The sequence below is a fragment of the Micrococcaceae bacterium Sec5.8 genome, from assembly GCA_039636775.1.
Classification (GTDB): domain Bacteria; phylum Actinomycetota; class Actinomycetes; order Actinomycetales; family Micrococcaceae; genus Arthrobacter.
On record CP143429.1, the window covers coordinates 2,956,617 to 2,970,183 of the forward strand.

The window sequence follows — 13,567 nt, forward strand, 5'->3', positions numbered from 1 at the left end:
CGTTATTCGTGCTCGCGCGGGACGTCATGGACCATACCGGCATGCTTCCGAGGGTAGCCGGAATCCGGTGCCCGCGAGAGGACGCAACACTCGCGGGCTACAAATTCCGTTCCTTAGCCCGCGAACGGACTATTCCCACTCAATGGTTCCCGGCGGCTTGCTGGTAACGTCCAGCACAACGCGGTTCACGCCGTCCACCTCGTTGGTGATGCGGTTGGAGATCCTGGCCAGCAGATCGTAGGGCAGCCGCGACCAGTCGGCCGTCATGGCGTCCTCGGAGGAGACGGGCCGCAGCACGATCGGGTGTCCGTAGGTGCGGCCATCGCCCTGGACACCGACGCTGCGGACGTCTGCCAGCAGCACCACCGGCATCTGCCAGACCTCATTGTCGAGCCCGGCAGCGGTCAGCTCCGCACGCGCGATCGCGTCTGCTTTCCGAAGCAGGTCAAGGCGTTCCTTGGTGACTTCGCCGACAATCCGGATGCCGAGGCCCGGCCCGGGGAACGGCTGGCGTCCGACGATCTCCTGCGGCAAGCCCAGCTGGGCGCCCACGGCGCGGACCTCATCCTTGAACAGGGCACGCAGCGGTTCGACGAGCTCGAACTGCAGGTCCTCGGGGAGACCGCCCACGTTGTGATGGCTCTTGATGTTGGCGGCACCTTCACCACCGCCGGATTCAACGACGTCAGGGTAGAGGGTGCCTTGTACGAGGAATTTGATTTTCTCGCCGTGCGCGGCCGCTTCCGCGATGATGGCCTGCTCGGCTTCCTCAAAGGCGCGAATGAACTCGCGGCCAATGATTTTGCGTTTGGTCTCCGGGTCGCTGACGCCGGCCAGTGCTGACTGGAAGCGCTCCTGCTCGTTGGCGACGTAAAGCTTGACGCCCGTGGCGGCCACGAAGTCGCGCTCAACCTGTTCGGCTTCACCTTCCCGCAGCAGTCCGTGGTCAACGAATACGCAGGTCAGCTGGTCGCCGACGGCGCGCTGAACCAGGGCGGCAGCGACGGCGGAGTCGACACCGCCGGACAAGCCACAAATCACCCGGGCGTTGCCGATCTGTTCCCGGATCCTGTCGACCTGTTCCTCGAGGATATTGCCGGTGGTCCAGTTCGGTTCCAGCTTGGCACCCTTGAACAGGAAGTTCTCCAGGACCTGCTGGCCGTACGCAGAGTGCTTCACCTCGGGGTGCCACTGCACGCCGTAGAGGCTCTTCTCCTCGTTGGCGAAGGCGGCGACGTCGGCGCCGGCGGTCGTAGCAAGGACCTCGAAGCCTTCGGGAGCCTCGTGGACGGAGTCCCCGTGACTCATCCACGTGCTCTGGTGCTGGGGCATGCCCGTCAGGATGGAGCGGCCTTCGCCGACGGTGGTGGTCTCGGTCGCCCCGTATTCGCGAAGCCCGGTTTGGGCCACCTTGCCGCCGAGGGCATTGGCCATGGCCTGGAAGCCGTAGCAGATGCCAAAAACCGGCACTCCGGCTTCGAACAGGTCCGCGCCTACAGCCGGGGCGCCTTCGGCGTAGACGCTGGCGGGGCCACCCGACAAGATGATGGCGGCGGGGTTCTTGGCGAGCAGCTGCTCGGTGCTGTAGGTATGCGGAACCACTTCCGAATACACGTTCGCTTCCCGGACGCGGCGGGCGATCAGCTGCGCGTACTGGGCGCCGTAGTCAACAACCAGCACGGGCTTGTGGGACGTCTGGGATGCAGTGGGAGTAGTCACCGTACCAGCCTACTTTGCAGCAGCGTCCGCCCGCACATTGAGAAGCCGGTCCGGGCGGGGAAAGGCCACCGGGTAAGCGATCTCACAGGTGATGTTGTTGCCTCCCGGCTTTGTGCCGGTGAAATGCTCAGTAGCGTTGCGGCGCCTGCGGGTTTGCGGCCAGCTCGGCTTCCACCTCGGCGTGGAACTTCTTCTCCACGAAGAATGACAGGAAGGGCACCACACCGCCAAGAGCCAGAATAATCATCTTCGCGAACGGCCAGCGCATCAGGGACCACAGGCGGAAGTTGGACATCAGGTACACCACGTACATCCAGCCGTGCACGATCAAAACCGTGATGGACAGATTCACGCCGCCCACGACGCCTGGCGGTTCGGCGTCGGCGAAGCCGAATCCGAACGCCTCGCCGGTGACGGCGTTGGTGCCCCCCGCGAAGAGGTACTGGCCGAAGACGTACCGGGCGATCAGTTCTGCGCAAAGCAGGAGCAGCATGCTGCCGGTCAGGTAGGCGAGGACCTTATAGAACTTCAGTGCCGAACGGATCTGGGCCTCGGTTCCGCCAAACCGGCGCTTTTTACCGCGCCCGCCTCCCGGGACGTTGGACTGCTGCGGCTGGACGGCCGGCTGGGGCTCGATCATGATTGCACTTTCGGTTCGGTGGGGTGCTGGTCGGTGGGGTGCGGTTCAGAGGGATCCGGTTCGGACAGATACAGCTCGGCAGCTTCCTGGTCCTCGTCGAGGGCGTCCTCCAGACTTCGGCGGTAGTCATCCTTGACCAGCCGCCACCAGATGAACAGCGCGAAGCCGGCGAAGACCACCCACTCCGCAGCGTAGAAGAGGTTCAGCCAGTTGACCTTTTCGGCGGGAGGCTGCGGCCCGATATTCAGGGGTTTGAAGGCCCCGGCGGAGGCACTGGCGCTGACGTCGTTGCCGTCGGCGGTCTCGGAGCTCGCTGCGACAAAGCCCGGATAGCTGCTGACCTCCCAGATGTTGATGAGTTCGGCGACGGACACGGCGCTTGCCTTTCCGGGACCGGCGTCGGTTCCGGGCACGGGAGCCTCGGACGGCAGCAGCCGTCCGGTCAGTTCGACGCTGCCCGACGGCGGTGCGGACGCGTCCGCGGGGTCAGCAACCCAGCCGCGCGCGACTGGAATCCAGGTCTGCTGCGTGGCACCGGCGCCGGTCAGGGCCGGGGCGTCCGCCACAGCCAGGGCGGCAACTACCCAGTAGCCCTTGGCGCCGTCGTGCAAGCGCCCCGGAACCAGGATTTGTTTCTGCGGGTCGTAGCTGCCGGTGAGCGTGACCACCTGGTCCGCCACTGAACCTGGGAAGAAGCCGCCTGGCTGCACAACCGTGGTCAGGGGTTTGGGTTCTTCCGTCGCGGTGGAGACTGTCACTTCGGATTGCGTTGAGCGGCCGAACTGCCACTGGCTGAGCAGCACAAACACCCCTGAGACGACGATCGCGAACACCAGTCCTGCGATCCAGCGGGGTTTGAGGGCAGTTTTCAGCACCTCTTAACCGTACTTCGTCCGCGTGTAGAACAACGAAACGTGCCGGGACCGGGGCAGCAGGGTCCCTACGTGGCGACGGAGTCGACACGAAAGGGCCTGCCCCAAAAGTGGGGCAGCAGGGTCCCTACGTGGCGACGGAGTCGACACGAAAGGGCCTGCCCCAATTTCAGTGGTCGAAGAACACCAGGCTGGAATTAATCAGTTCCGCAATCACTTCGGGGTCGTAGGCCCGCCGAAGGGACTCGCGGAACGACTCCTTAGACAACGACCGCGCAAGGGTGGCCAGTACTTCCAGGTGTTCGGAGAAGGAGCTTGCCGGGGTGGCAATCAGCAGCACCACCGTCGCAGGCCCGTCGGTGGCGCCGAAGTCGAGCGCCTTGCCGTATTTGGTGATGCCGACAGCGATCGTTGTCCGGGAGACGAACTCGCTGCGCGCGTGCGGCAGCCCGATCCCGCCCGGCAGGCCGGTGGCCAGCTGGTGTTCGCGGGCATTGACGTGTTTGAGGAACCCGGGCAGGTCGGAGACGCGTCCGGCCGCGTGCATCCGCTCAGCCAACTGGGCGGCCGCGTCGAGCTTGTCGGTGGCGTCCATTTCGAGGATCACCATTTCAGGGGTGGTGAGCTCGGCGTCATACCGGTCCAGTGGTTCCGCCAAGAGATATCCCTTCGAAGTGGCGTCAGTGCGCCTGCAGTCCCGGCTGGGGCTGCAGGCGGGCGCCGCGGTCAGCGCAACGGAACGATGTCCTCAACGCCCAGCCTTGCTGCGTCGGCGGATTCGTCGTCCGGCTGCTCCTGGCTGAGCCTTTCGGCGTCGACCCGGGCCAGGTAATGCTTGATCTCGCTTTCGCGCTGCGCATCGCTCCAGCCGAGGACATCTCCCATCAGTTTAGCGACTACCGGCGCGGCGGACACACCGCGGTCCCACGCCTCGATCGAGATCCGGGTCCGGCGGGTCAGCACGTCCTGCACGTGGCGGGCACCTTCGTGGGTTGCGGCGTAAACGGCCTCAGCTGCGAGGTAGTCGTCCGCGCCCGGCAGTGGCTCGCCCAGTTCCGGGTTCTCGGTGATGATCGCCAGTACCTCCGGGGCCATGGAACCGTACCGGTTGAGCAGGTGCTCGATCCGCGCCACGTGGACGCCGGTTTCCTCGGCCATCCGGTTGCGTTTGTTCCAGGCGGCCTTGAAGCCGCTGGCACCCAGCAGAGGAATGGATTCGGTGCAGCTGGGGGGAACGCGCTCGTCCATGCTGCGCGTTGCCTCGTCGACGGCGTCCTTGGCCATGACCCGGTATGTGGTCCATTTGCCGCCGGCCACCACCACGAGGCCGGGAACCGGATGCGCCACGACGTGTTCGCGGGATAGCTTGGCCGTGGAGTCATTTTCGCCGGCCAGCAGCGGCCGGAGGCCGGCGTAGACGCCTTCGACGTCCTCGCGGGTCAGCGGGCGCTTCAAAACCTTGTTCACATGTTCGAGAATGTAGTCGATGTCCTTGCTGGATGCAGCCGGGTGGGCCTTGTCCAGATGCCAGTCGGTATCGGTGGTCCCGATGATCCAGTGCCGGCCCCAGGGTATGACAAACAGCACGGACTTCTCGGTCCGCAGGATCAGCCCGACGGTCGACTGGAACCGGTCGCGGGGCACCACGAGGTGGATGCCCTTGGAGGCGCGGACCTTAAGCTGGCCGCGGTCGGTCACCATGGCCTGGGTTTCATCCGTCCAGACACCCGTGGCGTTGATGACCTGCTTGGCTTTGATGTTGAAGGAGGAGCCGTCTTCATGGTTGACCACCTTCGCGCCGACGACGCGCTCGCCTTCCCGGAGGAAGTCGACCACGGACATCTGGTTGACGGCGTGGGCGCCGTAGTAGGCTGCGGTGCGGATGAGGTTGGCGCAGTATTTCGCGTCATCGACCTGACCGTCGTAGTACCGGATGGAACCGACAAAAGCGTCGTCCTTCAGGCTCGGCGCGGCCCGCAACGTCCCGCGGCGGCTCAGGTGCTTGTGGAACGGCACCCCCCGCTGCTGCCCGCCGGAGATGGACATGGCGTCGTACAGGGCAATGCCGGCACCCACGTAGGGCCGTTCGAAGAAGGGCTTGGTCAGTGGATACAGGAAGGGTACCGGCCGGGCCAGGTGCGGGGCGAGCGCTGAGAGGATCAACCCGCGTTCGTGCAGCGCTTCTTTGACCAGGGCGAAATCGAGCATTTCCAGGTAGCGCAGACCACCGTGGATCAGTTTGGAGGAACGGGACGAGGTGCCCGCGGCCCAGTCATTGGCTTCAACGATGCCGACGGTCAGGCCGCGGGTGATGGCGTCAAGGGCGGCCCCCGTGCCCACGATGCCCCCGCCGACGATCAGGATGTCGAGTTCCTTGCCCGGTTCCGTGGTGCCCCTGAGTACCGCCAGTGACGCTTCGCGTTCTGCGGGCCCCAGGGCACCTCCGGTCTTGGGTGAACCGCCGGGAAAACTGTTCATGTCACGCCTCCATCGGGATCAAAGCTCGTAGGGCACCAGACTACTTCGATCTTCCCGCGAAGGGCAGGGGGCTCTCAGTTCCCGGCGTAGGGCGAGACGACGACGTCGACGCGCTGGAATTCCTTGAGGTCCGAATAGCCGGTGGTGGCCATGGAACGGCGCAGCGCACCGATCAGGTTCGACGTTCCGCTCGTGTGGTGGCCCGGCCCGAAGAGGACCTCCTCCAGCGGTCCCACCGTGCCGACGTTGACCCTGTCGCCGCGGGGAAGTTCAAGGTGGTGCGCTTCCTGGCCCCAGTGCCAGCCCTTGCCCGGGGCTTCCTCGGCGCGGGCCAGGGCGCTGCCGAGCATGACGGCGTCGGCGCCCATGGCGATGGCCTTGACCATGTCGCCGGAGGACCCCATGCCGCCGTCGGCGATCACATGGACGTAACGTCCGCCGGATTCATCCATGTAGTCGCGGCGGGCGGCGGCGACGTCGGAGATGGCGGACGCCATGGGCGAGTGGATGCCGAGGGCGCGCCGGGTGGTGCTGGTGGCGCCTCCGCCGAAACCGACCAGGACACCGGCGGCGCCGGTGCGCATCAGGTGCAGGGCCGGGGTGTAGCCGGCAGCCCCGCCGACAATCACGGGGACGTCGAGTTCGTAGATGAACTGTTTAAGGTTCAGCGGCTCGTGGTCTTTCGAGACGTGCTCGGCCGAGACCGTGGTGCCACGGATCACGAAGATGTCAACGCCGGCCGCCACGACGGTCTTGTAGTGCTCCTGGGTCCGTTGCGGGGTCAGGGAGCCCGCAACGGTGACGCCCGCGGCGCGGATCTCCGCGAGGCGGGACGTAATGAGTTCCGGCTGGATCGGGGCCTGGTACAGCTCCTGCATACGCCGGGTAACAGCGGGGCTGTTGGTCTCATCCTGGAGCGCACCGATCTGGTCCAGGACGGCCTGCGGGTCCTCGTACCGGGTCCAGAGGCCCTCAAGGTCCAGAACGCCGAGTCCGCCGAGCCGGCCCAGGGCGATGACGGTCTCCGGCGACATAGCCGAATCCATGGGTGCGGCAATAACGGGCATATCGAACTTGTAGGCGTCGATCTGCCAGGAAACAGAGACGTCCTTGGGGTCACGTGTACGTCGGTTGGGGACGATCGCAATGTCATCCAGGGAGTAGGCACGACGCCCACGTTTGCCACGGCCAATCTCAATCTCGTAAGTCACTGCTCTAGGTTATCCCAGCGGACGCGCACCGGGACGATGCCGGGCGCCGGGGTGATGCCGCGGCGGTCCCCCGCGAAAATACGCCGGAACCAGCCGGTACTCTGGCGGCATGGGTACACGCTGGGTCTTCGATGGCCATATCGCCGGGATTGGCACGGAATCCGGTCTGCGGGCGGTGGTGGGGCTGTGGCGGCATTCCCCGTTCGGGACCTTTGCTGACGCCATGGTGGAGCTGCCTTCCGGGCACCGGATCCTGTGTGCCCCGACCGCCGAGATCGGCGGTTTCATCGCTGACGTCTATACCTTTGACGAGACCCAGGTGGTGGACGTTGCGGCGTCCCAGGACGGGCACCGGCTCACCGTGGATGCGGGCCCGCTCCGGATCCGGGCGGCCGTCGGCGTCCGTACCCGGCTGGGCAGCCTCCTCCGGCTGGTTCCCCGGCCCGTGGCAGTGCATCCGCAATGGCTGCGGGCCATCAGCCCGCTGGCGGCCCGGCTCAGCCCCGGCGCGCGCACCGCGGGCGCCGCGAAGGGCGGGCGGCAGGAGTACTACGGCGTGACGGATCTACATCGGATCGACTCGGCGAGCGTCACCTGGAACGGCGCCGACGCCGGCGCCCTCACCGCGATCCGGCCCGCCGTCTCCTTTGGTTTCAGCAGCGTTCCGGCGGAGCCCAGCTTGGCGCGGGTGCGGACCACCGTGGTTCAGTCGGACGCCGGCCCGTCGGAGCTCTCATGATGGTCCCGGACACCGGCGTGGTTCATCGCGAAGTGGCCTTCGGCGTCGCCCAGCGCGGATCCTGGGTTTTCTCCGCCTGGTGGCACCCCGCGGTGCTGGCCGTCTCCGGGGCAGTCCTCAGCCCGGCTTCTCAACGCCCTTCGGCGTCGTCCACGGCGAGCTGGGATTCGAACATCCGGAAGTACCGGCCGCGCAGGGCCACGAGCTCCTTGTGGGTGCCCTGCTCCACCACCCGCCCGTCCTCCAGCATGTAGACGATGTCCGCCTTCTCGATCGTCGCGAGGCGGTGGCTGATGGCGATGATCGTGCTGCTGCGGTCAGCGAAGAGCCTGGTGAAGATCCGGTGCTCGGCCAGGGCGTCGATCGCCGACGTCGGCTCGTCCATGACCATGAACGGGGCGTTGCGGTAAAAGTTCCGGGCCATCGCGAGCCGCTGCCACTGGCCGCCGGACAGGCCGCTGCCCTTGCGCCCGCGGGGATCCTCCATCCAGTTGCTGACGTGGTTGTCCAGGCCGTTGGGCAGCTTGGTGATGAACTCGAGGGCCTCGGCGTCGGACGCGGCCCGGCGGATCCGGTCGTCGTCGCGCGGAGTGTCAACGTCGCCGAAGAAGATGTTCTCCGCCGCGGTGGCGAACTCGTACTTCAGGAACTCCTGGCTGAGCACCGCCAGGTGGCGGTGCCAGGACTTCACGTCGACGGCGGCGAGGTCCACGCCGTCGAGCAGCACCTGCCCGGAGTCCGGGCGGTAGAGCCCTGCGAGGATGCGGATGAGGGTGGACTTTCCGGCGCCGTTCTCCCCCACGATAGCGATGTGCTGGCCCTCGCGGATGGTCAGCGTGATGCCCTTAATGACTTCGAGTTCGCTGCCGGTGTAGGTGAAGCGGATCTCGCGCAGTTCTACGACCGCCGGCGCCTGCAGCAGCGGCGGCGCGTGCTCGGAGCGCACCGGCAGCGCCATGAACAGCTCATAGTCCTTGAGGTTGGCGAGGTCCTCATCGATGGAGCTCAGGGAGGAGACCAGGCTGTTGGCGGTGGACAGGGCGCGGCTGACAATCTGCTGGACGTAGAGGAACTGGCCCACCGGCTGGGCCCGGGCGATGATCTGCCCGACCACCCAGATCAGCGAGACCACCTCCGCGCCGTACTGCAGGGCGTCCGCGGCGAGCTGCTTGGGAATGTAGCGCTTCTGGAAATCCAGGCGGCGGCGCTCATCCGCGTCACGAAGCCGGGAACGCAGCCCCATCAGGTATCCGACGATCCCGTAGAGGCGCATCTCCGCAATGTGCTGGGGCCGCAGGAGGTTAGTCTCGATCATCCGCCGCTGCCGGCGCGAATCGATCTGGGTGTTCCAGTGCGCGATCTGCTCGCGGGACAGCTTGAACTGCAGGTAGACGCTGGGCACGATCGCGACGAGGACGATCACGGCGATCCACCAGCTGACCAGCAGCAGGGCGCCGATGGCGAGCAGGACCGAGACCAGCTGGGTGAAGATGGCCGCGATCCGGTCCAGGACCCGGGCGTAGGAATCGGAGAAGCGCTTGGCCCGGTCGTACAGGTCCACCGTTTCCTTGTCGTCGTACCGCCAGAACTCCAGGGCCAGAAAGCGCTCGTACATGAGGTCGCCCACGATCGCGCCGACTTTGAAACTCATGAGCTGCTGGATGTACCGGTCCACACTGCTGAAGGCGCCCCAGAACAGCCCCAGCGCGGCCGTGATAACGACGTAAACAACAGCCTGCTGCCCCGCCGCGGCGTTACCCGCGTAGGCGGCCGCGAGGGCCGTGGTGGTCAGGGCGGCGAAATACGTGGTGACCAGCGGCAACAGTGCCGAAATCAGCGAGCCGACAACTTTCATCACGACGGCGGCGGGCGAGGCCCGGAAGCTAACGCGCAGCACCTGGGCCACGGCCCGGGCGTAGGGCCGCAGCGCCAGTTTGCGTTTGGGCTCACGCGCAGGCAGGAGTTCGGACATGACTCCAGCCTAGGACACGCCGCCGCCCCGCTAACCCGCAGGAAAGTCCGCTGTGAGCCGTCACGACGGACCCTGCTGCGGGCTGGTTGCGCGGGCCGGCCGGGTCAGCGGGAACCGTAGTTCGGCGCCTCGACCGTCATCTGGATGTCGTGCGGATGGGACTCCTTGAGCCCGGCCGCCGTGATCCGGACGAATTTGCCGCGCGCCTTGAGCTCCGGCACGGTCGGGGCACCGGTGTAGAACATGGTCTGGCGGAGGCCGCCCACCAGCTGGTGCGCCACCGAGGCCAGCGGGCCGCGGTAGGCCACGCGGCCTTCGATGCCTTCCGGGATGAGTTTGTCGTCGCCGGAGACGTCGGCTTGGAAGTAACGGTCCTTGGAGTAGGAGGTGTTCTTGCCACGGGTCTGCATGGCTCCCAGCGACCCCATGCCGCGGTACAGCTTGAACTGCTTGCCGTTCACGAAGATCAGGTCACCCGGCGACTCGTCACAGCCGGCCAGGAGGGACCCGAGCATGACGGTGTCGGCTCCGGCGACCAGGGCCTTGCCGATGTCGCCGGAGTATTGCAGCCCGCCGTCGGCGATCAACGGGACACCGGCCGGGATGGAGGCCTTGGCCGACTCGTAGATGGCGGTGATCTGCGGGACGCCGACTCCGGCGACCACGCGGGTGGTGCAGATGGACCCCGGGCCGACGCCGACTTTGATACCGTCGGCACCGGCGTCAATGAGCGCCTGGGCACCTTCGCGGGTGGCGGCCTGACCACCGATGATGTCCACGTGCGCGGCCACCGGATCGGACTTGAGCCGGCGGATCATATCCAGCACACCCTGGGAGTGGCCGTTGGCGGTGTCCACGAAAAGGGCGTCGACGCCGGCGTCAACAAGTGCCATGGCGCGCTCCCAGCCGTCACCGAAGAAGCCAATGGCGGCGCCAACGCGCAGCCGGCCCTCGTCGTCCTTGGTGGCCAGCGGGTACTGCTCCGCCTTGGTGAAGTCCTTGGTGGTGATCAGGCCCTTGAGCCGGCCCTGCTCGTCAACGAGCGGAAGTTTCTCAATTTTATTGGTCGCGAGCTTGTGCGAGGCCTCCTCGCGGCTGATGCCGACGTGGCCGGTGACCAGCGGCATCTTGGTCATGACGTCGCTGACCAGCCGGAGCGGGAAGTCCGCCTCCGGCACGAAGCGGGTGTCGCGGTTGGTGACGATGCCCAGCAGCCGCATGCCCTCGTCCACCACAGGCAGACCGGAGACCCGGTAGTGCGAGCAGATCTCGTCCAGCTCGGCGAGCGTGGCTTCAGGGCCGATGGTCAGCGGGTTCGTGATCATGCCGGACTCGCTGCGCTTGACCCGGTCCACCTGGTCGGCCTGGTTTTCGATCGAGAGGTTGCGGTGCACCACGCCGAGGCCGCCCTGGCGGGCCATCGCGATGGCCATCCGTGACTCGGTCACGGTATCCATCGCCGCGGAGAGCAGCGGAGTGTTCACCGTGATGCGCTTGGAGATCCGCGAGGACGTATCGGCCTCGGACGGGATCACGTTCGTGTGGCCCGGCAGCAGCAGGACGTCGTCGTACGTCAGGCCAATAAAGCCGAAGGGATCGTGTTCGGGCTGGGTCATGAGTGCGCCTCTTACCTTGGTTACGGGATTCACGGGTAGGGGTTGCAACAGATGACCAGCCCGTCATTACGGGCGTGGCCTGTGCAGAAGTGTTGAATAAATACTAGAACCTCGGCGGCGATCCCCATATTCCGGGCCGGAAGTGTGAGCAACGGCACCCGGCGGCGCGTTAGGTCCAGCCAGTGGCTGCGAGCAGCCGCTCCTCGAACATGGGGATCATGCTCTCCACGTAGGTCTTGGTCAGGTGGTTGTCATCCTTATAGACGTAAACGTTGCCGACGACGGCAGGGCAGACCCCGTCGGCGCAGATGAAATCACTCAGGTCCATCAGATGGAGTCCGGGCACCCGCCCCCGGTAAGCGTCCAGGGGCGAGGATCCGGCCAGCGATTCCTGCAGCGGCACCCGGCACTTCGGGGCATCCGGGCCGTTTTTCTGCACGCATTCGGGCATGTTCATGGTGAAGCGCGGATTGTCGCGGATGCCCACCACGTCCATGCCGGCGTCCGTGAAAGGCAGGATGCCTTCCAGGTACTGCGGCACCTCGGTCTCGAACGGCGCATCTTTGAGTGTCAGGGAGGCCACCGTGAAGACAGCGTCGGGTTTGTGGTCCAGGACGTACTGGGCGCTGGCTTGATTGAAGGCGTTGCATTCGGCGTTCCGGTCCGGGGACTCGGCGCCGAAGCGGCAGCCGCCTTTCAGGAGCGCGACGACTTCCCAGCCGCGGCTGCGGGCAATGGGGCCGAGTGCCGCCATGTACTGCTGCGCGTGCGAGTCACCGAGCACCACGATCCGTTTTGATACGGCGTCCGGGCGGCTGTTTTGCAGACACCCTGCCAGCAGCGGATCGCCGGGGACGTTGTCGTCCGTGCACGGCCCGTCGAAGTCGGCCCAATCGCTCTTCATGGCCACCGGAGCCGGAATGATCCTCGCGTCCGGCGTCGGCCTGCCCGCATTTCCCGGCGCCAGGGCGGCCGCGCCGGGGGTCAATTCCCGGGGCTGCGACGCGGCGGTGGCCTCGTCGGCCATCATCCGGCTCTGCCACACTGACACCGGACCGGCCAGCAGCGCCCCGCACACCGCGACGACGACGGCGGCGCGCCAGCTGCGCCGCTGCGGCCAGTGCCATTCGCGCAGTGGCGTCTCCACGAACCTGGTGGTTAGCGCGGCCAGCACCAGCGAGGCGGCCACGATCAGAAGGCCCTGGACCAGGTTCGGCGCGGCGATGCCCGTTCCGGCCAGGGCCAGCACCAGCAGCGGCCAGTGCCAGAGGTACAGGGCGTAGGAGTTGTCGCCGAGGGCCACCAGGGGCCGCCAGGTCAGGAGACGGTCCACGCCGAATCGGCTGCCGCTCCGTCCCGCCACGATGATGGCGGCTGCGGCAAGGGTCGGCCACAGCGCGATGAAACCGGGGAAGGAACGGTCCACGGTGAGCAGGAGTCCACAGGAAAGCATCGCCGCCAGGCCGGCCCAGCCGAGAACAACCCGCAGCATTTTGCCGGGTTTCAGGTGCGGCACAGCCAACGCCAGCAGCGAACCGAGAGCGAACTCCCACAGCCTGGTCCGGGTGTCGAAGTAGGCGTAGGACTGGTTGGAGCTGGTCTGCTCAATGGAGAACATCAACGATCCTGCGAAAACCGCGCCGAAGACTACCGCCAGGAGCGCAGCGTAACTGACCCGGCCGCCCCAGGAGGTCCGGCGCAGACAGCGCAGCAGCAAGGCCGTTCCGGCAAACGCGAGCGGCCACAGCACGAACACCTGGCCCTGGATGGACAGGGACCAGAAGTGCTGCAACGGGCTGGCGCCGGAATGATCCTGGGCATAGTAGTCAACGGCGGAGTCGGCGAGGAGCCAGTTCTGCCGGTACAACAGGGAGGCCCAGACCTGGTCCAGGACGTCCGCCCAGCGGCTCTCCGGCAGGATCACCCGGGTACCGGCAAGGACGCCCAGGATCACGACGACGATGGCGGGCAGCAGCCGCTTGAGCAGATGAAGCCAGTGGGTCCCCAGGCGCAGAGGTTTGCCGGCCTCGACTTTGCGTACGAAACTGAGAGTCATCAGGAACGCCGAAATCAGCAGGAAGATATCCACGCCGCCGGAAACCCGTCCCAGCCACACATGGTAGGCGACCACCATCAGGACCGCGAGGGCGCGGAGGCCCTGGACCTCGGGACGGTAGCCGGGCTGTGCGCGCGCCGGGTCCGTCGGCGCCGGAGAGCCGGGATCCGCAGCCAGTGGGGCTACGGTTCGGTCGTTGGACACAAGAAGACCCTTCCGGCCGGTTTCCAAAGCACCAATGTTACCGACCCGTAATTTCGCTGG

General features: G+C 66.4%; 10 protein-coding genes. 1 reads left to right on the forward strand and 9 read right to left on the reverse strand.

The window, feature by feature from the left end; genetic code table 11:
* Positions 1-129: 129 nt before the first annotated feature.
* The 6 genes from guaA to VUN84_13510 all read right to left on the reverse strand — a co-directional run bounded on the left by guaA (position 130) and on the right by VUN84_13510 (position 6,920).
* A complete protein-coding gene (gene guaA, locus VUN84_13485) occupies positions 130-1,719 on the reverse strand; it encodes a glutamine-hydrolyzing GMP synthase (protein ID XAS63302.1) in 1,590 nt (529 codons plus the stop codon).
* 127 nt (positions 1,720-1,846) lie between these two features.
* The gene (locus VUN84_13490; protein ID XAS63303.1) at positions 1,847-2,359 is read right to left on the reverse strand and encodes a DUF3817 domain-containing protein; all 513 of its coding nucleotides are present in this window, start codon (positions 2,357-2,359) and stop codon (positions 1,847-1,849) included.
* Positions 2,356-3,234: an SURF1 family protein gene (locus tag VUN84_13495; protein XAS63304.1), complete on the reverse strand. Its 879-nt coding sequence runs from the start codon at positions 3,232-3,234 to the stop codon at positions 2,356-2,358. The genes VUN84_13490 and VUN84_13495 overlap by 4 nt, the downstream gene beginning before the upstream one ends.
* Positions 3,235-3,400: 166 nt before the next feature.
* Positions 3,401-3,889, reverse strand: a complete 489-nt coding sequence (locus VUN84_13500) for a PTS sugar transporter subunit IIA (protein ID XAS63305.1) — start codon at positions 3,887-3,889, stop codon at positions 3,401-3,403.
* Between the two features lie 68 nt (positions 3,890-3,957).
* Entirely contained in the window at positions 3,958-5,709 is a 1,752-nt protein-coding gene (locus VUN84_13505) for a glycerol-3-phosphate dehydrogenase/oxidase (GenBank protein XAS63306.1), read from the reverse strand.
* Between the two features lie 74 nt (positions 5,710-5,783).
* Entirely contained in the window at positions 5,784-6,920 is a 1,137-nt protein-coding gene (locus VUN84_13510; protein ID XAS63307.1) for a GuaB3 family IMP dehydrogenase-related protein, read from the reverse strand.
* Between the two features lie 109 nt (positions 6,921-7,029).
* On the opposite strand from VUN84_13510, the gene VUN84_13515 reads away from it, so the two are divergent.
* A complete protein-coding gene (locus tag VUN84_13515; protein XAS63308.1) occupies positions 7,030-7,659 on the forward strand; it encodes a hypothetical protein in 630 nt (209 codons plus the stop codon).
* A gap of 130 nt (positions 7,660-7,789) precedes the next feature.
* Here VUN84_13515 and VUN84_13520 read toward each other — a convergent pair whose 3' ends face one another.
* The 3 genes from VUN84_13520 to VUN84_13530 all read right to left on the reverse strand — a co-directional run bounded on the left by VUN84_13520 (position 7,790) and on the right by VUN84_13530 (position 13,480).
* Positions 7,790-9,631, reverse strand: a complete 1,842-nt coding sequence (locus VUN84_13520; protein ID XAS63309.1) for an ABC transporter ATP-binding protein — start codon at positions 9,629-9,631, stop codon at positions 7,790-7,792.
* A gap of 104 nt (positions 9,632-9,735) precedes the next feature.
* A complete protein-coding gene (gene guaB, locus VUN84_13525; protein ID XAS63310.1) occupies positions 9,736-11,247 on the reverse strand; it encodes an IMP dehydrogenase in 1,512 nt (503 codons plus the stop codon).
* 169 nt (positions 11,248-11,416) lie between these two features.
* Complete coding sequence (locus VUN84_13530; GenBank protein XAS65863.1) at positions 11,417-13,480, reverse strand: acyltransferase family protein; 2,064 nt, start codon at positions 13,478-13,480, stop codon at positions 11,417-11,419.
* Positions 13,481-13,567 lie beyond the last annotated feature (87 nt).